Origin of the sequence: Leptothrix sp. (in: b-proteobacteria) (genome assembly GCF_965250675.1) — a bacterium.
Taxonomy (GTDB): Bacteria; Pseudomonadota; Gammaproteobacteria; order Burkholderiales; family Burkholderiaceae_C; genus Sphaerotilus.
The window spans coordinates 612,669-632,161 of record NZ_CBDFPH010000008.1; the positions used below are offsets into that span (position 1 = coordinate 612,669).

A 19,493-nucleotide genomic window follows, 5' to 3' on the forward strand; every position below is an offset into this window, starting at 1 on the left:
CCGTACTCACCTCTGGTTATACAATCAATAGCATACTGATTCGAACTCTACAAATTGGCTGGGCTGCCAACATCAGTCCAGCCACACAAGTTACGCCTGACGACCATAGCGAGGTGGTCCCACTCCTTCCCATCCCGAACAGGACAGTGAAACACCTCCGCGCCGATGATAGTGCGCATTCGCGTGTGAAAGTAGGTCATCGTCAGGCTTCTATCCCCCAAAACACCCCCCCGCTCATGCGGGGGGGTGTTTTGCTTTGGGGAAATGGTTTAGCGAAACAGGTCCATCACCCCCTTCAGGGTGATATGCCTGCTGGAGAACTAGGAGCATGATCTTTTCATGTTTCATCGTTCTGCCACGGAGAGCATCATGACCGTTAATCGTCACAGTTCCTCGGCACCTGTCTCGGAAGTTCCATCATCCGTATATGCTGATGTGTTGACTGAACCGGTGCTGGACGCTGCGCTGATGCGCCTGCTGAAACCAGTCAACACCTCCAAGCCAGCCAATACCTCTAAATTAGTCCAGTTTGACTGTTCTCGGGGGTGGTATGCCACCTCACACTCCATGTCCGATGGCATGGATGTGATTGAGCATTCGTTGCCTGAAGGCTTTGACACTCAGCAGTTTTTGGCGCTTCTGAAGGCCTTGCATTGAAGTGGAACAGCCTGAGGTGCTGGTTGGCGCGTCACAATCAATGTGCTGTGCTTTCACTTGTGAGTCCCTCATGCCCCGAGCTGTTTTGTCAGAAGATCAGATTCATCCGACGATTCGTGCCCAAGTGGCGAATCACCAGATCGATCTTATCGATGAGGTTCGCCAAGCCATTGCCCAGCATGCTGTGGTTGTCGTGGGAATGGCATGGAATCCTTTTCCGAAGAAAGCCCGTCGACTTCTTGATAGCGTGGGTGTTGCGCACCACGATCTGGATTACGGCAACTACCTCAACCAGTGGCGGCGACGCAATGCGCTGAAGATGTGGAGTGGTTGGTCTACTTTCCCGATGATTTTCGTCTGTGGACGCCTGATCGGTGGCTTTGATGATCTTCAGCGACTGGTGGTCAGCGGTGAGTTGCAGCGCTTGTTGGCGCGGCCGACCTGAGGGAGGCGTTGTGTCCTTGCATGCTCAATTGCGCCATCTGGACGCTGATCTGCCGGCCTGCCCGCAACCATTGATCCGCTTGTTGGGACTGTTGCACAGCGATGATGCTTCAACAGCCGATATGGCCGAGATCATCGAGGCTGACATGGCGCTGGCGTCTGCAGTGGTGCGTACAGTCAATGGCGCGATGTTCGGCCTGTTGCGACGTGTACAGACGGTGGGTGAGGCGTTGCGTTATCTCGGAACCCGAGAGGTAGCGGCCATCACGTTTGAGACCGCTCTTCGTGCAGCTTTTACGCCCACCCCTGCGTTGCAGGTTATTTGGAGCCACGCCAGTCGCGCAGGCTTGCTGATGGGACGCAGTGCGCGGGTGCTGGGTCTTGATGCCTTGCACGCGCATACCTCCGGCTTGTTTGCGCGCAGTGGTCAAGCAGTTTTGCTGGCCAAGCTCGGCTCACGCTATGCCGATCTGCTGGCTCAGCATGCGTCGGGCCGTGCCATTTTGGCAGCTGCTGAACTGGCTGAATTCGGTGTCAGTCATGCAGCCTACGGTAGCGCGCTGTGTGCCTCATGGGGATTGGCGCCTGAGGTCGTGCGCTTCGTTCGTGAGCAAGGCCGAGACCCGACCAGTTGGGTCGACCAGCCTGATGCGCTGCGGCGCATGCTCAGTCTTGGCGCTGTGGTGGATGCCTTGCTGCTTGAGGAACCCGTTGGCCGCACGACCGCAGATGCGACCGTTGAACAGCAGGCGCATGATCTGGCGCGTGAACTGACGCCTGCCAGTGGCTATCGGGATGATGAGTTGTGGGCTGCGGTGAACCCGCCTTGGCAGCGGCTGCGCACGGCCGTGTGAGTCGGCTGGCTAGAATGAAAATAAGTACACCTTAAGCCGGGCCGCGAACTGCGGGCTCCATGCAGTTCACTTTCTGATTGATACACGTCCCCATGAGACTCATCGGTTCCCTGACCAGCCCCTATGTGCGCAAAGTGCGCATTGTGCTGGCCGAGAAGAAACTTGAATACAAGCTGGAACTCGAAGACCCTTGGTCGGCGCAGACCTTGATTCATGACGCCAACCCGCTGGGCAAGGTGCCTTGCCTGGTGCTCGAAGGTGGTGACGCGCTGTATGACTCACGCGTCATCGTCGAGTATGCAGACACCCTGTCGCCGCTGGGCCGGCTGATTCCGGAGCGCGGCCGTGAGCGCGCCGAAGTGCGCACCTGGGAAGCGCTGGCGGATGGTGTTCTCGATGCGGCCGTAGCCGTGCGCATGGAGCAAGTCTGGCCCGGCCGCAGCGAAGAACAGCGCAGCGCGGCCTGGATCGAGCGTCATCTGGCCAAGCTCGACATGGCCTTGCAGGCCATGGCGGACGGGTTGGGTGACAAGAACTGGTATTGCGGCTTGCACCTCAGCTTGGCCGATATTGCCGTGGGCTGTGCGCTGGGTTATCTGGACTTCCGTTTTCCCGCACTCGACTGGCGCGCTCGCCATCCCAACCTGGTCCGACTGGCGGACAAGCTGCACGCCCGCTCCAGTTTTGTGCAGACGGCGCCGCCGGTGGCCTGAGCCGGTTTTGCGACCCATGGCAGCCCTCGGCCCCGTCACGCCTCAGCAGATGTCATTCGCCGAGCCGCTCGCGCTCAAGAGCGGTGCGGTTCTGCGCGACTACACCCTGGTCTACGAGACCTACGGCGAACTCAACGCCGACAAGAGCAACGCCGTACTGGTGTGCCATGCGCTCAACGCCAGCCACCACGTGGCGGGCACCTATGAGGGTCAGCCCAAGAGCGAGGGCTGGTGGGATAACCTGATCGGCCCGGGCAAGCCGCTCGACACCCATCGATTCTTCGTCATTGGCATCAACAACCCAGGCTCGTGCTTCGGCTCGACCGGGCCGATGCAGATCAACCCCGATCCTGCAGCGCAAGGTCAGCCGTATGGCGCTGATTTTCCGGTCGTGACGGTCGAGGACTGGGTCAACGCGCAGGCGCGCCTGCTCGATCAATTGGGCATCCAGCGGCTGGCGGCGGTGCTGGGCGGCAGCCTGGGGGGCATGCAGGCCCTGAGCTGGACGCTGCAATATCCCGACCGCATGGCCCACGCGTTGGTGGTGGCGAGTGCACCCAACCTGTCGGCGCAGAACATTGCCTTCAACGAGGTGGCGCGCCGCGCCATCATCACCGACCCCGATTTCCACGCCGGCCACTTCTATCGCCACGGTGTGCTCCCGAAGCGCGGCCTGCGGGTGGCACGCATGATCGGCCACATCACCTATCTGTCGGACGACTCGATGGAGCAGAAGTTCGGTCGCCAGTTGCGCGCCGCCGAGCTGGCCTACAGCACGCAGGAAATCGAGTTCCAGATCGAGAGCTACCTGCGCTATCAGGGCGACAAGTTCAGCGACTACTTCGACGCCAACACCTACTTGCTGATCACGCGCGCGCTCGATTACTTTGACCCGGCGCGTGACTTCGACGGCGACCTGAGCGCCGCGCTCGCCCGCGCGCAGGCCAAGTTCCTGGTGGTGAGCTTCACGACAGACTGGCGCTTCTCGCCGCAGCGCTCGCGCGAGATCGTCAAGGCGCTGCTCGACAACCGCCGCGACGTCAGCTATGCCGAGATCGACGCGCCGCACGGCCACGACGCCTTCCTGCTCGACGACCCGCGCTACCACGGCGTGCTGCGGGCCTACTTCGAACGCATTGCCGCCGAGGTGGCTGCATGAGCGCCAAGCACAAGACCTTGGACACCATCGCCAGCCTGGTGCCGACCGGCAGCCGCGTGCTCGACCTGGGCTGCGGCGGCGGCGCGTTGCTGGCCATGCTGATGCGCGAGTGCGCCTGCAGCGGCTACGGCGTCGAGCTGGACGACGCCAAGGTGCTCGACTGCGTCAAGCGCGGCATCAACGTCGTGCAGCGCAACCTGGAAGAAGGCCTGTCGATCTTCGAGGACAACAGCTTCGACGTCGTGCTGCAGCTCGACACGCTGCAGAACCTGCGCAACACCGAGGCCATGCTGCGCGAAACCGCGCGGGTGGGGCGCATCGGCATCGTCAGCTTCCCCAACTTCGCGCACTGGCCCAACCGCCTGAGCGTGCTGCGCGGGCGCATGCCCATCACCAAGACGCTGCCCTACCAGTGGTTCGACACGCCCAACATCCGCGTCGGCACTTTTGCCGATTTCGAGGTGCTGGCCGGCCAGTGTGGCCTGCGCATCCTGGAGGCTTTCGGCCTGCATGATGGCGAGGTGGTCCGGCTGTGGCCCAACCTGCTGGCGAGCACGGCGGTCTTCAAGTTTGAACGCATCTGACGGCAGTCTGTTGGTGCCGTCTGTGCTGGCCTAATGTCCAAGGAGTCCCGCATGAACGCCCCCGAACGCCGCCTGAACGCCGAACTCACCACCCGCCTGGTTGATGAGCGCTGGGACAGCCAGGTCGTGCCGCAGCTGCGCGACTACATCGCCATTCCCGCCAAGAGCCCGATGTTCGACCCCGACTGGGCTGCGAACGGCCACATCGACACCGTGGTGCAGCGCGCCGCGCAGTGGATCGACAGCCGCCGCGTGCCCGGTCTGCGCGTGGAAATCATCCGCCTGACCGATGACGCCGGCCGGCCGCGCACGCCGGTGCTGTGGTTCGAGCTGGACGCCACCCGCGCCGAGCCGGACGCCACCACCGCACCCACGGTGTTGATCTACGGCCACCTCGACAAGCAGCCCGAGTTCACCGGCTGGCGCAGCGACCTCGGGCCGTGGACGCCCAAGCTCGAAGACGACAAGCTCTACGGCCGCGGTGGCGCCGACGACGGCTACGCGGTCTACGCCGCCATCAGCGCCATCGAGGCGCTGCACGCGCAGGGTGTGACGCATCCGCGCCTGGTCGGCCTGATCGAGACCGGCGAGGAAAGCGGCTCGCGCGACCTTCTGCCGTGCATCGATGCGCTGCTGCCGCGCTTGGGGTCTGTCAGTTTGGTGGTCTGCCTCGATTCGGGGGCGGGCAACTACGACCAGCTCTGGCTCACCACCTCGCTGCGTGGCAACGTCACCGGCACGCTCAAGGTCGAGGTGCTGACCGAAGGCGTGCACTCGGGCGACGCCAGCGGCCTGGTGCCGTCGAGCTTTCGCGTGTTGCGCCACGTGCTCGACCGTTTGGAGGACAGCGCCACCGGCCGCCTGCTGCCGCAGAGCCTGCACTGCGCGATTCCCGCCGACCGCATCGAGCAGACGCGTGCAGCCGCCGCCATCCTGGGCGACGAGGTCTGGAAACGCTACCCGTGGGCGTGCGGCGCCGACGGCCTGTTCACGCTGCCCACCAGCGACGACCCGACCGAGGCGCTGCTGAGCCGCACCTGGCGGCCGACGCTGTCGGTCACTGGCGCGGAAGGTTTCCCCAGCGTCGCCAACGCCGGCAACGTGCTGCGGCCCTACAGCGCCTTCAAGCTCAGCCTGCGCCTGCCGCCGCTGCTCGATGCCGCACAGGCGGTGCAGGAGTTGAAGACGCTGCTGGAGGTCGACCCGCCGTATCAGGCCCGCGTCACTTTCGCGGCCGACGGCGGCGCCACCGGCTGGAACGCGCCAGCGCTGGCGCCGTGGCTGGAGCGCTCGCTCGACGCTGCCTCACGCGCCTACTACGGCGCGCCGCTGGGCTACATCGGCCAGGGCGGCACGATTCCGCTGATGAACATGCTGGAGAAGGGCTTCCCGCAGGCGCAGATGATGGTCTGCGGCGTGCTCGGTCCGCGCAGCAACGCCCACGGCCCGAATGAGTTCCTGCACATTCCCTACGGCAAGAAACTCACCGCCGCCGTGGCGCAGGTGATCGCCGACCACCCCTAATCAGCCGAGCCGGTCAGCTGGGCAAGCGCGCCAGCCAGCGTCCGACGATCGCAGCGCTGGCGTGTGCCGCCACCGCATCCAGAAAACGCAGGAAGTCCAGGTGCGCGCTGTCGTCGGCGCGGTCGGACACCGTGCGCAGCACCGCGAACGGCAGCGCCAGATCGTGGCAGACCTGCGCCAGCGCGGCGCCTTCCATTTCAACCGCCAGCGCATCGGGCAAGGCCTGCTGTAGCGCGCGGCTCTCGTGGGCGGCCGAGACAAAGCGGTCGCCGCTGATGACCAGGCCGCGATGCAGGCGCGGCGCGCCCAGGCCGAGTTCGGTGGCCGCCGGGCCCCAAGGCTCGGGCGTGGACAGCAGCTCGGCGGCAACGGCGGCCAGCGCCTCGGTCAGCGCAGCATCGGTGCCGAAGTGCGAGCGTCCGTGCGTGGGCACGATGTAGCGCGGGAACAGCGGCGAGACGTCCAGATCGTGCTGCAGCAGCTCATCGGCCAGCACCACATCGCCCACCCGCACGCCCGCACCCAGGCCGCCGGCCACGCCGGTGAACACCAGCTGCCGCACGCCGAAGCGCTCGGCCAGCAGCGTGGCGGTGGTGGCGGCCGCGACCTTGCCGATGCCGCACAGCACCAGCACCACCGGCTGGCCGTGCAGGCGGGCGAGGTGAAATTCGCGCCCGGCGTGGTGCTGCACCTCGCGCTCGGTCGCTTGCGCCAGCAGCGCCGCCAGTTCCTGCGCCATGGCGCTGACGATGGCAATGCGCCCGCTCATGACAGGTCGCCCATGCCGAGCGCGCGATGCACCATGCGTGCCATGCTGTCGCCGCGCAGGCGCTGCACTTCCAGCACGAAGTCGCGGGCGACGGCCTCCAGCTCTTCCACATTGCGCGCGTGTTCGACGCGCAGCGTGTAGCGGTAGCCGCGAAACAGCCCCAGCGTCTCGCGGATCAGCGCGTTCAGGCTGGTGAGCAGTTCGCCGTAGCTCAGCTCGGTCAGACGACCCGAGGCGTGGGCGGTGTGCGTGGCGTGTGGCTCCAGCGGCAGAAAGCGGCTGATGCGGGCGGACTGCGCGGCCAGCGGCTGCAGTGCGCCGGGCCGTGTCAAGGGCGAGGGCAGCGTGAACGGCGCGGGCGTGGTGGCGGGTGTCGGCGCCGGCTCGAAGCGTTGGCCCGGGCCGGGGCCTGGCAGCGGTTGTGTGGTGGGGAATTCAGCCTGGCCGACCTCGGCAGCCACCGGGCCGGGCAGGGCCTCGATCAGGCCGCCCTCCAGCAGCGCCACGCCATCGGCGAGCGTGGCGCGCTGGCACATGCCGACCCAGGTGCCGATGGTCCTGGAGCCATCGATGATCAACAGCAGGTTGCGGGCAGCCCGGCTCAGCTGCAGGCTGCGTTCCCGCACCTCGCGGCGGCCGCGTTCGGTCTTGCGAAAGTAATCTGCCATGTGCCCTGGTGATGCCCTGGTCGGTCGGGCCTGGCTCAGCCCTTGTTGCGCAACTCTCGGCGCAGGACTTTGCCCACGGCTGTCTTTGGTAAATCAGCGCGGAACTCTATCAGTTTGGGCCGCTTGTAGCCGGTGAGGTTTTGTTCGCAGTAGCTGCGGATGTCGGCCTCGGTCGGTGCGGGGTCGCCGCGCACGATCACCACCTTGACGGCCTCGCCGCTGCGCTCGTCGGGCACGCCCACCACGGCGCATTCGAGCACGCCGGGCATCTGCGTCAGCACGTCCTCGACCTCGTTCGGGTAGACGTTGAAGCCCGACACCAGGATCATGTCCTTCTTGCGGTCGACGATGCGGAAGTAGCCGCGCGCGTCCATCATGCCGATGTCGCCGGTGCGGAAGAAGCCGTCAGCGGTCATCGCCTGGGCGGTTTCGTCCGGGCACTGCCAGTAGCCGGCCATGACTTGCGGGCCGCGCACGGCGATCTCGCCGGCCGTGCCGGGGGCCACCTCGGCACCTGCGTCGTCGATCAGCTTCATCTCGGTGTTGGGCATGGGCATGCCGATGGTGCCGGAGTACGCCGTGCTGTCGGTCGGGTTGCAGGCCACCGACGGCGAGGTCTCCGACAGGCCGTAGCCCTCGCAGATCGGGCAGCCGGTCTTCTCCAGCCAGAGCTTGGCCGTGGCCTGCTGCACCGCCATGCCGCCGCCCACCGAGATCAGCAGCCGGCTCCAGTCCACGCTGTTGAACGACGGGTGGCGCGCCATGGCCTGGAACAGCGTGTTGACGGCCGGAAAGCTGTGCGGCGCCAGGCCGGCCAGTTCCTTGAACATGCCCGGCAGGTCGCGCGGGTTGGGAATCAGGATGTTGCAGGCGCCGATGCGCATGCCCAGCATCATGTTCGTGTTGAAGCCGAAGATGTGATAGAGCGGCAGCGCACAGACCTGCAGCAGTTGCTCGCCGGCGGGGAGCTTCTTCAAGGCCGGGCCGAACCAGGCTTCGGACTGCAGCACGTTGGCGACCAGGTTGCGGTGCAGCAGCACCGCGCCCTTGCTCACGCCCGTGGTGCCACCGGTGTACTGCAGCACGGCGATGTCATCGGGGCCGGCGCTGACGGGCTTGACCGTCAGCGACTGGCCGGCGGCGATCACGTCCTTGAAACGCACCGCGCCGGGCAACTCGTAGGCGGGCACCAGCTTCTTGACGCGTCGCACCACCAGGTTGACGAGCAGGCCCTTGGCAAAGCCCAGCAACTCGCCCATCGACGCCACGATCACCCGCTGCACCGGCACGCGGGCGCGCACCTGCTGCAGCACATGGGCGAAGTTCTCCAGGATCAGCAGCGTCTTGGCGCCGGAGTCCTTGAGCTGGTGCTCCAGCTCGCGCGGCGTGTAGAGCGGGTTGACGTTGACCACCACACCGCCGGCGCGCAGCACGCCGGCCACGGCGGCGGGGTACTGCGGCACGTTGGGCATCATGATGGCGACGCGCTCGCCGGGCTGCAGCCCCTGCGCCTGCAACCAGGCGGCAAACGCCCGCGACAGCGCATCGATCTGCGCGTAGCTGTAGTCCTGCCCCATGTAGCGGTAGGCTGTGCGGGTGGCGTACTTGGAGAAACTCTCCTCCAGCAGCGCCACCAGCGAGCCGTAGTGGGCGGTGTCGACCTCAGCCGGTACGCCAGCGGGATAGTGCTTGAGCCAGATCTTGTCCATGGGTGCTTCCAAATCAACTTCAACTGCAGTTGATTCTGACCCAGCACCTGGTATTTCGACCCCCTGGCTTATCCGCAGTACCCGTCACCGGCGCGACACCGCCACGCCTTTTTCCGAGCGTCAGAGCGCGAAGGTCGAAACCGCCGGCACGGCGGCAATCACGATGACACCCACCACGAGCGCCACCAGATAGGGCCAGATCGCCGCGATCACGTCATCGGGCTTGGCCTCGCCGATGCGGCAGGCGATGTAGAAGCCCACGCCGATGGGCGGCATCATCAGGCCGACGTTCATGGCCGTCACGACCACCATCGAATAGTGGATGTCGTTGATGCCCAGCTTCTTGGCGATCGGGAACATGATCGGCGCGAGCAGCAGCACCGCCGGCAGCCCCTCCAGCAGGCAGCCCAGGATGAGGAAGACGACGATGGTCACGGCCATGAAGGCGATCCAGCCGCCCGGCAGCGTCGTCAGGAACACCGACAGGTGCTGCACCACGCCGCTCTGCGTGATCGCCCAGGCCATCGCCGATGCGGTGCCCAGGATCAGCAGGATGGCGCCGCTCAGCGCCGCCGTCTCCACCAGCATGCGCCACAGCTTGCGCGCGCCGATGCCGCCGTAGAGCACCTGCCCCACGATCAGGCCGTACAGCACGGCCAGTGTCGACACCTCGGTGGCCGTCGCCACGCCGCCGCCCACCGCGCTGCGGATCAGGAAGGGCAGGATCAGGGCCGGGGCCGCAATCACCATCAGGCGGCCGATGGCCGAGACCGTCGGGCGCCGGGCGCCGGCCGTCACCTCGTGACGCGCCTTCCAGCGGGCCAGCACCAGCAGCGCTCCCAGCAGCACCATGGCCACGAAGAAGCCGGCCTGGAACAGGCCCGCGATCGACACACCGGCCACCGAGCCCAGCACGATCAGCACGATCGACGGCGGCACGGTGTCGGCCATGGCCGCGCCGGTGGCCAGCAGGGCGATCATCTCGGGCGGCTTGTTGCCGCGGCGCTTCATCTCGGGGAACAGGGCCGGCGCGACGGTGGCCATGTCCGATACCTTCGAGCCCGAGATGCCCGAGACGATGAACAGCGAACCCAGCAGCACGTACGACATGCCGGCCTTGACGTGGCCGATCAGCGAGGCCAGGAACTCGACGATTGCGCGGCCCATGCCGGTCGCATCCAGGATGCAGCCCAGCATCACGAACACCGGCACCGACACGAGCACGAAGTTCGCCATGCCCTCGTCCATGCGGCCGATCACGACCACCAGCGGCACATCGGTGGTGAAGGCCAGGTAGCTCATCACGCCCAGGCCGAAGCAGAAGGCGATCGGCACCCCGGCCGCCAGGCACAGCACCATCACGCCGGCCAGGAAGAAGACCATGTTGAGCAGGCCCAGCTGCATCAGCTGGGCCTTCAGCCCGGTGCCGAGCAGCGCGGTGGCGCCGATGATCAGCGCGGCGATCACCAAGTGCTGCCACTGCGCCGTGCGCAGCGCGTGCATCACGACCACGGCCAGCATCAGGAAGATGCCGAAGCCGATCGCTGCCACGCGCACGACGTTGGACAGGCCCAGCGTGGGCGTGACCACGTAGCGCTCGATCTCCGCATGCTCCAGCACGGGCGCGACCATCCCGGCCAGGAAGGCCGCCACCGCCACCAGCGCCAGGGCGTTGACAAAAGCCTGCAGCCTGGCGGGCAGCATCTCCACGAACAGCGTCAGGCGCAGGTGCTCGTGCCGGTGCATGGCGATGGCCGCGCCGGTCATCGCCAGCCAGATGAAGGAGATCGACACCACCTCGTCGATCCAGTCCAGCGGGCTGTTGAACACATAGCGCGCGATCACCCCGCCGAACAGCAGGCCGATGATCGCCACCATCAGGAGCGCCGCCAGTGTTTCCACCGGCAGCATCCAGCGCGACAGCACGCGGCTGTTCAACGGGGCGCCCTCCGCTTCATCAAAGGCGGTTGGCGTGGCGGGCGTGGCAGGGGACATGTCGGAGCTTTCGCGTGGGGGCTGCTGGCGCGGGGCAAGGGAGGCGGTCGATCAGGCCAGATCGCCGGCGTACTTCTCGAGCTTGTTCCAGGCGTCCTCGCCCAGCTTTTCCTTCCACTCGGCGTAGAAGCCGGCGCTGCGCAGCAGCGCGCGGAACGGCGCGGTGTCCGGGCGGTTGAAGACGACGCCGGCCTTGCTCAGCGCGGCCTCGGCGTCGCGGTTCAGGCGCGCGATGTCCTCGCGCTGGCGCAGTGCCGCCGCGTTCATGTGCTTGGCCAGGGCCTCCTGCACTTCCTTGGGCAGGGCCTGGAGCTTGCGGGCGTTGCCGAAGATGAAGTGGCCGTCCCAGGTGTGGCCGGTCAGCGAGCAGAACTTCTGCACCTCATAGAGCTTGGCGCTCTGGATCAGGGCCAGCGGGTTCTCCTGCCCGTCGACCACCTTGGTCTGCAGGGCCGAGTACAGCTCGCCGAAGGGGATCGCCGTGGGCGACGCGCCCAGCGCCTTGAACATCGACAGCCACATCGGGATGCCGGGCACGCGGATCTTGAAGCCCTTGAGGTCGGCCGGCGAGTTGATCGCCTTGCTGGCGGTCGTGATGTTGCGGTAGCCGTTGTCCAGCACCTTGTCGAAGGCCTGCAGGTTCACGCGGGCCATTGCGGTGCGGACGAAGCCGCCAAGCTCGCCGTCCATCGCGGCCCAGACGGTGGCGTAGTCCTTGAACGCGAAGGCCACGCCGTTGATGCCGGCGATCGGCACCAGCGTCTGCAGGTTGGTGCCGGCGGTGGACATCATGTCGATCGCGCCCGAGCGGGTCTGCGAAATCATGTCCTGTTCGCTGCCCAGCTGGCTGGCGGGGTAGACCTGCAGGTCGACGCGGCCTCCGGTGTCCTTGCGCAGCAGCTCGGACGCTTCCTTGATGCGCAGCGTGCCGGGGTGGTCGGCCGGGAAGGCGGTGCCGTACTTGAGGGTGATCTGGGCGTTCTGGGCGCGCAGCGGCAGGCTCACGGCGGCGCCGAGGCCCAGGGAAGCGGCATAGGTGCCGAACAGTCTGCGGTTGAGGGTCATGGGGAGTCTCCTGGTGAAGTGGCGTGCAACGCCGGTGTGAATGAAGTTCAGCCGGCCTGGCCGACGCCGGCCAGCAGGGCATCGGTGCCGCCGCGCAGCAGGCTGGCGAGGTGGTGCCCCAGCCGCTCGGCCGCGTCGGCCGGCCACGGCTCGCTGCCGAAGACCGGCGCATAGGCCAGTGCCGCGCGGGCCTGCTGGCCGGCATCGCCCGCTGCGCGCAGCACCGCCGCCAGTGCCGGCAGGCCGGGATCGCTGAGGGTCAGCGGCTGTCCGGCATCGCTGCGCGCCTGCGCCACGCAGTGCAGCCACGCGGCCAGCGCGCGTTCGAGCCACGGTGCGGGCCGGCCGGCGGCGAGGCATTCCCGCCAGGCCGGCAGCCAGCGCACCGGCACCTTCTGCGTGCCGTCCATGGCGATCTGTTCGGTGCGGTGCGCCAGGGCCGGGTTGTCGAAACGGTGGATCAGCTGGCGGCCGTAGCCCGCGACATCGAAGCCGGCCGGCACCTGCACCGTGCGCATCAGCTCGTCGAACATCAGGCCCTCGACCGCACGGCGGATCGACGCATCGGCCATCGCCTCGGCCACGGTGGCGCGGCCGCGCAGCTGGCCCAGGTAGGCGATGGCCGAGTGGCTGCCGTTGAGCAGCCGCAGCTTCATCGCCTGGAAGGGGCGCACGTCATCGGTGAACAGCGCGCCCGCCACGTCCCAGGCGGGGCGCGGGCCGGCGAAACGATCCTCGATGACCCACTGCGTGAACGGCTCGCAGACGATCGCCGCCTCGTCGCGCAGCCCCAGCCGACGCTCGGCCAGGTCCAGCGATGCGGGCGTCGCCGCGGGCACGATGCGGTCCACCATGGTGCTCGGGAAGGTGATGCTGCCGTCGCTCAGGCGCGGCAGCAGCGTCGGGCAGACCCGGTCGGCGTACTGCGCGAGCAGGCGCTGCAGCGTCGGCCCGTTGTGGGCCATGTTGTCGCAGCACAGCACCGTGACCGGCGCGGTCGGCGACCGACGCAGCAGGCCCGCGGCCAGCACGCCCAGCGTGCTGCGGGGCGCCTGCGGATGCAGCAGGTCATGCTGCAGGTCGGGGTCGGCCAGATCCAGTTCGCCGCTGGCCGGCAGCAGGCTGTAGCCCTTCTCGGTCACGGTCGAGCTGATCACCGCCACGCCCGGATCGGCCAGCGCCGCCAGCACGGCCTCGCGCTCGTCCGGTGCGAACAGCGCGGCACGCAAGGCCCCGACCACACGCGTCTGGGCGTGCTCGCCATGCTGCTCGGTGACGGAATACAGATGGTCCTGCGCCCGCAGCACATCGGCCAGGCGCCGCCCGCGCAGGTGCACGCCGACAATTCCCCAGCGCAGATCGCCGCGCTCCAGCACGGCCTCGGTGTAGAGCGCCTGATGGGCCCGGTGGAAAGCCCCCAGCCCCAGGTGGACGATGCCCGGGCGAACGTCCTGGCGAGCATAGGGAGGAAGACGCACGCCAGGCGCTGCCTCAGAACAGGAAGAAGAATGCAACAAGGCCACTTTGAACTCGCTATCTACCATGGTGCCATGGCAAGATGCGCAGTCTATTGAGGTGGTTTCAGCACGTAATTAGGTGAAAACCCTGGGATTGTCAATCTTGGGCTCGATAACTACCATGGCACAACTGTGAAAACGATGATCAAGTCCCCTGTCCCCCCCGATGCGAAGCTGCTGTCCGCGCTGAGCGGCTTCACGCTCGACACGGACCGCTCGTACACGCAGCAGGTGCATCACTGGCTGCGTGACGCGATCGTGCGCGGCACGCTGCCGCCGCGCACCAGCCTGTCGGAGGCGGCCATCGCCACCACGCTGGACGTCAGCCGCACGCCGGTGCGCGAGGCCCTGGTGCAGCTGGCCGACGAGCAGCTGGTCAACATCCACCGCAAGGTCGGCACCGTGGTCGCGCCGATCTCGCTGGCCCTGCTCGACGAAGGCCGCTTCGCGCGCAGCACGCTCGAATGCGCCAGCCACGTCCAGCTGGCGCAGACGATCACGCCCGCGCAGCTCGACGAGTTCGCCGGCATCGTCGACGAACAGCGCCTGGCCGTGCGCGACGGCCGGGTTGGCGAGTTCTTCCGGCTCGATGAGCTGATGCATCGGCGGCTCTTCGAGTTCGCCGGACGGGCCCATGTCTGGGAGATGCTCCAGCCGATGAAGCGGCAGTTCGACCGGGTGCGCTGGCTGCTGCTGGACGGCGTGGCCGATCACGCCCAGCTGGCCCTGGCCGAACACGAACAGATCCTGGCCCAGATGGCCGCCCGCGACGTGGGCCGCCTCGGGGCCTCGGTGGCGGGCCACATCGACCGCGTGAGCCGCCAACTCCCGACCGTGCGCCAGCGCGCCCCGGACCATTTCGTCGACTGAGCGAGAACCCCCTTGAAGATCGAACGCCTAGAGACCATCGTCACCTGCCCCGGCCGCAACTTCGTCACGGTGAAGATCACCACCGACGAGGGCATCTACGGCCTCGGCGACGCCACGCTGAACGGCCGCGAGCTGGCCGTGCGCAGCTACCTCGAAGACCACGTCTTCCCGTGCCTGGTCGGGCGCGATCCACGCCAGATCGAGGACATCTGGCAGTACCTCTACCGCGGGGCCTACTGGCGCCGCGGGCCGGTGACGATGACGGCGATCGCCAGCATCGACATGGCCCTGTGGGACATCCTGGGCAAGGTCGCCGGCATGCCGGTCTACCAGCTGCTGGGGGGCAAGAGCCGGGCCGGCGTGATGGTCTACGGCCACGCCAACGGCCGCGACCACGCCGAAGCCATCGAGGCGGTGCAGCAGCACATCGAGGAAGGCTACAAGGCCATCCGCGTGCAGTCGGGCGTGCCGGGCATGGACAAGGTCTACGGCGTGGGCAAGGGCAAGGGCTTCTACGAGCCGGCGCAGAAGGGCCTGCCGCCCGAGGAAACCTGGGACACCGCGCTCTACCTGCGCCACACGCCGGAGCTGTTCCGCAAGGTACGCGACGCGGTCGGCTTCGACCCCCACCTGCTGCATGACGCCCACCACCGGCTCACGCCGATCGAGGCGGCGCGCCTGTGCCAGGACCTGGAGCCGCATCGCCTGTTCTGGGTCGAGGACGCCACGCCGGCCGACAACCAGGAAAGCTTCCGGCTGATCCGCCAGCACAGCACCACGCCGCTGGCGGTCGGCGAGGTCTTCAACTCGATCTGGGACTGCAAGAACCTGATCCAGGAGCAGCTGGTCGACTACATCCGCTCGACCCTGGTGCACGCGGGTGGCATCACGCACCTGCGGCGCATCGCCGACTTCGCGGCGTTGTACCAGGTGCGCACCGGCTTCCACGGCGCCACCGACCTCTCGCCGGTGTGCATGGCCGCGGCGGTCAACTTCGGCCTGTGGGTGCCCAACTTCGGCATCCAGGAGCTGATGCCGCACAGCGAGCTGACCGACGCCGTCTTCCCGCACAACTACCGCTACGAGGACGGCTACCTGGTGATGGACGACGTGCCCGGCCTGGGCGTGGACATCGACGAGGTCCTGGCCGCCAAGTACCCCTACGAGCGGGCCTACCTGCCGGTGGCCCGCCTGCGCGACGGCGCGATGTGGAACTGGTGATCGCCGTCGCCCTCAACCCCCTGGAGCACTCCCACTCATGCTGAGCATCGTTGTCGACGAACCCAACAGCCTGTCGGTTCGTGAACTGCCCCTGCCCGAACCCGCCGCCGGCGAGGTCCGCGTGCGCGTGCGCTACGCCGGGATCTGCGGCTCGGACCTGCACATCTTCCACGGCCAGAATCCCTTCGTGTCCTACCCGCGCGTGATCGGCCACGAGTTCTTCGGGCGGATCGACGCGGTCGGCCCCGGCGTGGATGCCACCCGCATCGGCGAGCGCGTCAGCGTCGACCCGGTGGTGAGCTGCGGCACCTGCCATGCCTGCCGGATCGGCCGGCGCAACGTCTGCAGCAGCCTGTCGGTGCTCGGCGTGCACCGACAGGGCGGCTTCAGCCAGTACGTCTGCGCGCCCGCGGCCAACGCGTACACGATCCCGGCTGGGGTCAGTGCCACGTGCGCCTCCATCATTGAGCCGTTCGCCGTGGCGGCGAACGTGACCGCCCGCACCGGCGTGCTGCCGGAGGATGTGGCGCTGATCTACGGCGCCGGCCCCGTGGGCCTGAACCTGCTGCAGGTGCTCAAGAAGGTGTACGGCATCCGGGTCTTCATCACCGACCGGCTCGATGAGCGCCTCGCGCTGGCCCGGGCCTGCGGTGCCGCCGAAGACGAGGTGATCAACACCGCCAACGAGCCGCTGGAGCAGGCCCTGAAGGACCGCGGCGTGCACGGTGGCCCGACCCTGATCTACGACGCGGTGTGCCATCCGTCGATCCTGGAAGAGGCGGTGCGGATTGCGGCCCCCGCCGGTCGCATCGGCATCCTCGGCTTCTCGCCGACGCCATCGGCCATCCCGCAGCAGGAGCTGACGAAGAAGGAGCTCACGCTGTACGCCTCGCGCTTGAACTCCGCGATGTTCCCGACCGTGATCGACTGGATCCGCCGCGGCCTGGTGCAGCCCGAACACATCATCACGCACAAGGTCGACTTCCGAAACGTGAAGGACGCCTTCGAGATCGCCGAGCGCCAGCCGCGCTACAGCTGCAAGGTGTTGCTCGACTTCGGTTTCGACGGCCCCATCGATGAAGAAGCCTGAGGCGATGGACGTGCTGACCGTGGGCGAGGCGATGACCTTGCTCATCGCCCAGGAAAGCGGCCCGCTCGACGCGGTGCCGCACTTCGCCCGGGCGACGGCCGGCGCCGAGCTCAACGTGGCCGTGGGTCTGGCGCGGCTGGGCTTCGAGGTCGGCTACCTGAGCCGGCTGGGCGACGACAGCTTCGGCCGCCACCTGCTGGGCTTCATGGCCCGTGAAAAAATCCGGACCGAGTTCATCCAAGTCGATGGCCGCCACCCGACCGGGATGATGCTCAAGTCGCTGGCCGTCGACGGCAGCGATCCGGCGATCGAGTACTTCCGGCGCGGCTCCGCCGCCAGCCACCTCGGCCCCGCCGACCTGCCCGTGGCAGCCTTCGCTACCACCCGCCACCTGCACCTGACCGGCATCAGCCCGGCCCTGTCGGACGCCACCTGCGAGCTGGTGTTCGAGATGGCGCATGCGGCGCGCCGGGCCGGCATGACGATCTCGTTCGACCCCAACCTGAGGCCCCGGCTGTGGTCCTCGGACGCGGTCATGCGCGAGACGCTCAACCGCCTGGCCAGCCTGTGCGACTGGATCCTGCCCGGCCAGTCCGAAGGCCGGCTGCTGAGCGGCCACGCCGATCCGCAGGGGATCGCCGACTTCTACCTGGCCAGCGGCGCCAAGGCCGTCTTCGTCAAGCTGGGGCCGGAAGGGGCGTTCCATGCCGACCCGAACGGCCGGGGCTTCGTGCCGGGCGTCGCCGTTGCTCGCGTCGTGGACACGGTGGGCGCGGGCGATGCTTTTGCGGTCGGCGTGGTCAGCGCGCTGCTGGAGGGCCTGAGCCACCGGCAGGCCGCCGCACGCGGCGCGTGGATGGGCGCACGCAACACCCAGTTCCCCGGCGATTGCGATGGCCTGCCGACCCGCGCCGAACTCGATCTCACTCGATCGCCTTGACCATGTCCTCGACCACCTTCTTGGCGTCGCCGAAGACCATCATGGTCTTGTCCATGTAGAACAGCTCGTTGTCCAGGCCGGCGTAGCCCGCCGCCATCGACCGCTTGTTGACGATGATGGTCTTGGCCTTGTAGGCCTCCAGGATCGGCATGCCGTAGATCGGGCTGCCCTTGGTCAGCGCGGCGGGGTTCACCACGTCGTTGGCGCCCAGGATGATGGCCACGTCCACCTGGCCGAACTCGCCGTTGATGTCCTCCATCTCGAAGACCTGGTCGTAGGGCACCTCGGCCTCGGCCAGCAGCACGTTCATGTGGCCCGGCATGCGCCCGGCCACCGGGTGGATCGCGTACTTGACGGTGATGCCCTTGTGCGTGAGCTTCTCTGCCAGCTCTTTGACCGCGTGCTGCGCACGTGCCACGGCCAGGCCGTAGCCGGGCACGATCACCACTGTCTCGGCGTTGCCCAGGATGAAGGCCGCGTCGTCGGCGCTGCCGCTCTTGACCGGCCGGGCCTCGGCCTTGCCCGCCGTGGCCGTGACTGCGTCACCGCCAAAGCCGCCCAGGATCACGTTGAAGAACGACCGGTTCATCGCCTTGCACATGATGTAGCTGAGGATCGCGCCGGATGAGCCCACCAGCGAGCCGGCAATGATCAGCATCGCGTTGTTCAGGCTGAAGCCGATGCCCGCGGCCGCCCAGCCCGAGTAGCTGTTGAGCATCGACACCACCACCGGCATGTCGGCGCCGCCGATCGGGATGATGATCAGCACGCCCATCACGAAGGCAATCGCCAGCATGGCGAAGAACGCGGTCCAGCTTTCGGTGAAGGTGAACATCAGGCCCAGGCCCAGCATCGCCAGGCCCAGCACCAGATTGAGCTGGTGCTGGCCGCCGAACTGCACCGGCGCGCCCTGGAACAGGCGGAACTTGTACTTGCCGCTCAGCTTGCCGAAGGCGATGACCGAGCCGCTGAAGGTGATGGCGCCAATGGCCGCGCCCAGGAACAGCTCCAGCCGGTTGCCCGCCGGAATCGGCTCGCCCTTGGTGGTGATGCTGAAGGCATACGGCTCGGCCACCGCCGCGATGGCGATGAACACCGCCGCCAGGCCGATCATGCTGTGCATGAAGGCGACCAGTTCGGGCATCTTGGTCATCTCGACCTTGTTGGCCATGGTGGCGCCCAGGCCGCCGCCGATCACCAGCCCGGCCAGCACGTAGCCCAGGCCCAGCGGTGAACCCGCCAGCTTGACGATCAGCGCGCCGGTGGTGACCACGGCAATCGCCATGCCGGTCATGCCGAACAGGTTGCCGCGGATCGAGGTGGTCGGGTGGCTCAGGCCCTTGAGCGCCTGGATGAAGAAGACGCTGGCCACCAGGTACAGCAGCGTGACGAGATTCATGCTCATGCCTTCACCTCAGATTTCTTGTCCTTCTTCTTGAACATCTCCAGCATCCGGCGCGTGACCAGAAAGCCACCGAAGACGTTCACGGCCGCCAGCGCCACCGCCAGCACGCCCATGGTCTTGCCGAGCGTGGTCTCGGTCAGCGCCGCAGCCAGCATGGCGCCCACGATGACGATGGCCGAGATCGCGTTGGTCACCGCCATCAGCGGCGTGTGCAGCGCGGGCGTCACGGTCCAGACGACGTGGTAGCCGACGTAGATCGCCAGCACGAAGATGATCAGGTTGATGATCGTGGGGGAAACCGCATCCATG

Annotated in this window: 19 protein-coding genes and 1 rRNA gene; 12 read left to right on the forward strand and 8 right to left on the reverse strand. The window is 67.2% G+C overall.

Annotation, left to right across the window (positions count from 1 at the left end; all coding sequences use genetic code 11):
* Window positions 1-95 precede the first annotated feature (95 nt).
* From rrf to AC5IG3_RS12190, 8 genes are all read left to right on the forward strand, one after another.
* Window positions 96-208, forward strand: a 5S ribosomal RNA gene (gene rrf, locus AC5IG3_RS12155).
* A 131-nt stretch (window positions 209-339) separates the two neighbouring features.
* Window positions 340-657, forward strand: coding sequence for a hypothetical protein (locus AC5IG3_RS12160; protein ID WP_491906547.1), 318 nt, complete (start codon window positions 340-342; stop codon window positions 655-657).
* 70 nt (window positions 658-727) lie between these two features.
* Window positions 728-1,102 carry a glutaredoxin domain-containing protein gene (locus AC5IG3_RS12165; RefSeq protein WP_491906548.1) on the forward strand — a complete coding sequence of 125 codons (375 nt, stop codon included), beginning with the start codon at window positions 728-730 and terminating at the stop codon, window positions 1,100-1,102.
* A 10-nt stretch (window positions 1,103-1,112) separates the two neighbouring features.
* Window positions 1,113-1,955, forward strand: a complete 843-nt coding sequence (locus tag AC5IG3_RS12170) for an HDOD domain-containing protein (RefSeq protein WP_491906549.1) — start codon at window positions 1,113-1,115, stop codon at window positions 1,953-1,955.
* A 92-nt stretch (window positions 1,956-2,047) separates the two neighbouring features.
* On the forward strand, window positions 2,048-2,668 hold the full coding sequence (locus AC5IG3_RS12175) for a glutathione S-transferase N-terminal domain-containing protein (protein WP_491906550.1): 621 nt from the start codon (window positions 2,048-2,050) through the stop codon (window positions 2,666-2,668).
* A gap of 16 nt (window positions 2,669-2,684) precedes the next feature.
* Window positions 2,685-3,827: a homoserine O-succinyltransferase MetX gene (gene metX / locus AC5IG3_RS12180; protein WP_491906551.1), complete on the forward strand. Its 1,143-nt coding sequence runs from the start codon at window positions 2,685-2,687 to the stop codon at window positions 3,825-3,827.
* Window positions 3,824-4,411, forward strand: a complete 588-nt coding sequence (gene metW, locus AC5IG3_RS12185) for a methionine biosynthesis protein MetW (protein ID WP_491906552.1) — start codon at window positions 3,824-3,826, stop codon at window positions 4,409-4,411. The genes metX and metW overlap by 4 nt, the downstream gene beginning before the upstream one ends.
* 51 nt (window positions 4,412-4,462) lie before the next feature.
* A complete protein-coding gene (locus AC5IG3_RS12190; RefSeq protein WP_491906553.1) occupies window positions 4,463-5,935 on the forward strand; it encodes a M20 family metallopeptidase in 1,473 nt (490 codons plus the stop codon).
* Between the two features lie 13 nt (window positions 5,936-5,948).
* On the opposite strand, the gene AC5IG3_RS12195 is transcribed toward AC5IG3_RS12190, so the two are convergent.
* The 6 genes from AC5IG3_RS12195 to AC5IG3_RS12220 form a co-directional block, all read right to left on the reverse strand.
* Window positions 5,949-6,704: a 5'-methylthioadenosine/adenosylhomocysteine nucleosidase gene (locus AC5IG3_RS12195; protein ID WP_491906554.1), complete on the reverse strand. Its 756-nt coding sequence runs from the start codon at window positions 6,702-6,704 to the stop codon at window positions 5,949-5,951.
* The gene (locus tag AC5IG3_RS12200; protein ID WP_491906555.1) at window positions 6,701-7,372 is read right to left on the reverse strand and encodes a hypothetical protein; all 672 of its coding nucleotides are present in this window, start codon (window positions 7,370-7,372) and stop codon (window positions 6,701-6,703) included. The genes AC5IG3_RS12195 and AC5IG3_RS12200 overlap by 4 nt, the downstream gene beginning before the upstream one ends.
* Window positions 7,373-7,407: 35 nt before the next feature.
* Window positions 7,408-9,081, reverse strand: a complete 1,674-nt coding sequence (locus AC5IG3_RS12205; RefSeq protein ID WP_491906556.1) for a long-chain-fatty-acid--CoA ligase — start codon at window positions 9,079-9,081, stop codon at window positions 7,408-7,410.
* A gap of 120 nt (window positions 9,082-9,201) precedes the next feature.
* Complete coding sequence (locus AC5IG3_RS12210; RefSeq protein ID WP_491906557.1) at window positions 9,202-11,076, reverse strand: TRAP transporter large permease; 1,875 nt, start codon at window positions 11,074-11,076, stop codon at window positions 9,202-9,204.
* A 51-nt stretch (window positions 11,077-11,127) separates the two neighbouring features.
* The gene (locus AC5IG3_RS12215) at window positions 11,128-12,141 is read right to left on the reverse strand and encodes a TRAP transporter substrate-binding protein (RefSeq protein ID WP_491906558.1); all 1,014 of its coding nucleotides are present in this window, start codon (window positions 12,139-12,141) and stop codon (window positions 11,128-11,130) included.
* A gap of 47 nt (window positions 12,142-12,188) precedes the next feature.
* Window positions 12,189-13,664, reverse strand: coding sequence for a mannitol dehydrogenase family protein (locus AC5IG3_RS12220; protein ID WP_491906559.1), 1,476 nt, complete (start codon window positions 13,662-13,664; stop codon window positions 12,189-12,191).
* A gap of 135 nt (window positions 13,665-13,799) precedes the next feature.
* Between AC5IG3_RS12220 and AC5IG3_RS12225 the strand changes: the two genes are divergently transcribed.
* The 4 genes from AC5IG3_RS12225 to AC5IG3_RS12240 are packed head-to-tail and all read left to right on the forward strand — an operon-like array spanning window position 13,800 to window position 17,779.
* Entirely contained in the window at window positions 13,800-14,528 is a 729-nt protein-coding gene (locus AC5IG3_RS12225) for a GntR family transcriptional regulator (RefSeq protein ID WP_491906560.1), read from the forward strand.
* 12 nt (window positions 14,529-14,540) lie between these two features.
* Complete coding sequence (manD, locus tag AC5IG3_RS12230) at window positions 14,541-15,749, forward strand: D-mannonate dehydratase ManD (RefSeq protein WP_491906561.1); 1,209 nt, start codon at window positions 14,541-14,543, stop codon at window positions 15,747-15,749.
* A gap of 37 nt (window positions 15,750-15,786) precedes the next feature.
* Window positions 15,787-16,839, forward strand: coding sequence for a Zn-dependent oxidoreductase (locus AC5IG3_RS12235; protein ID WP_491906562.1), 1,053 nt, complete (start codon window positions 15,787-15,789; stop codon window positions 16,837-16,839).
* Window positions 16,826-17,779, forward strand: coding sequence for a sugar kinase (locus AC5IG3_RS12240; protein WP_491906563.1), 954 nt, complete (start codon window positions 16,826-16,828; stop codon window positions 17,777-17,779). Before AC5IG3_RS12235 ends, AC5IG3_RS12240 begins: the two co-directional genes overlap by 14 nt.
* Here AC5IG3_RS12240 and AC5IG3_RS12245 read toward each other — a convergent pair.
* Both AC5IG3_RS12245 and AC5IG3_RS12250 read right to left on the reverse strand, forming a co-directional pair.
* A complete protein-coding gene (locus AC5IG3_RS12245; protein ID WP_491906564.1) occupies window positions 17,763-19,184 on the reverse strand; it encodes an NAD(P)(+) transhydrogenase (Re/Si-specific) subunit beta in 1,422 nt (473 codons plus the stop codon). The genes AC5IG3_RS12240 and AC5IG3_RS12245 overlap by 17 nt on opposite strands.
* The gene (locus AC5IG3_RS12250) at window positions 19,181-19,492 is read right to left on the reverse strand and encodes an NAD(P) transhydrogenase subunit alpha part 2 (RefSeq protein ID WP_491906565.1); all 312 of its coding nucleotides are present in this window, start codon (window positions 19,490-19,492) and stop codon (window positions 19,181-19,183) included. Before AC5IG3_RS12250 ends, AC5IG3_RS12245 begins: the two co-directional genes overlap by 4 nt.
* Between the last annotated feature and the right edge of the window lies 1 nt (window position 19,493).

What these genes read in the sequence shown, in the direction of transcription:
- AC5IG3_RS12160 (WP_491906547.1), top strand. Translation starts at nt 340, where the DNA reads ATGTTTCATCGTTCTGCCACGGAGAGCATCATGACCGTTAATCGTCAC.
- AC5IG3_RS12165 (WP_491906548.1), top strand. Translation starts at nt 728, where the DNA reads ATGCCCCGAGCTGTTTTGTCAGAAGATCAGATTCATCCGACGATTCGT.
- AC5IG3_RS12175 (WP_491906550.1), top strand. Translation starts at nt 2,048, where the DNA reads ATGAGACTCATCGGTTCCCTGACCAGCCCCTATGTGCGCAAAGTGCGC.
- metX (WP_491906551.1), top strand. Translation starts at nt 2,685, where the DNA reads ATGGCAGCCCTCGGCCCCGTCACGCCTCAGCAGATGTCATTCGCCGAG.
- metW (WP_491906552.1), top strand. Translation starts at nt 3,824, where the DNA reads ATGAGCGCCAAGCACAAGACCTTGGACACCATCGCCAGCCTGGTGCCG.
- AC5IG3_RS12190 (WP_491906553.1), top strand. Translation starts at nt 4,463, where the DNA reads ATGAACGCCCCCGAACGCCGCCTGAACGCCGAACTCACCACCCGCCTG.
- AC5IG3_RS12195 (WP_491906554.1), bottom strand. Translation starts at nt 6,704, where the DNA reads ATGAGCGGGCGCATTGCCATCGTCAGCGCCATGGCGCAGGAACTGGCG.
- AC5IG3_RS12200 (WP_491906555.1), bottom strand. Translation starts at nt 7,372, where the DNA reads ATGGCAGATTACTTTCGCAAGACCGAACGCGGCCGCCGCGAGGTGCGG.
- AC5IG3_RS12205 (WP_491906556.1), bottom strand. Translation starts at nt 9,081, where the DNA reads ATGGACAAGATCTGGCTCAAGCACTATCCCGCTGGCGTACCGGCTGAG.
- AC5IG3_RS12210 (WP_491906557.1), bottom strand. Translation starts at nt 11,076, where the DNA reads ATGTCCCCTGCCACGCCCGCCACGCCAACCGCCTTTGATGAAGCGGAG.
- AC5IG3_RS12215 (WP_491906558.1), bottom strand. Translation starts at nt 12,141, where the DNA reads ATGACCCTCAACCGCAGACTGTTCGGCACCTATGCCGCTTCCCTGGGC.
- AC5IG3_RS12225 (WP_491906560.1), top strand. Translation starts at nt 13,800, where the DNA reads ATGATCAAGTCCCCTGTCCCCCCCGATGCGAAGCTGCTGTCCGCGCTG.
- AC5IG3_RS12235 (WP_491906562.1), top strand. Translation starts at nt 15,787, where the DNA reads ATGCTGAGCATCGTTGTCGACGAACCCAACAGCCTGTCGGTTCGTGAA.
- AC5IG3_RS12240 (WP_491906563.1), top strand. Translation starts at nt 16,826, where the DNA reads ATGAAGAAGCCTGAGGCGATGGACGTGCTGACCGTGGGCGAGGCGATG.
- AC5IG3_RS12245 (WP_491906564.1), bottom strand. Translation starts at nt 19,184, where the DNA reads ATGAGCATGAATCTCGTCACGCTGCTGTACCTGGTGGCCAGCGTCTTC.
- AC5IG3_RS12250 (WP_491906565.1), bottom strand. Translation starts at nt 19,492, where the DNA reads ATGGATGCGGTTTCCCCCACGATCATCAACCTGATCATCTTCGTGCTG.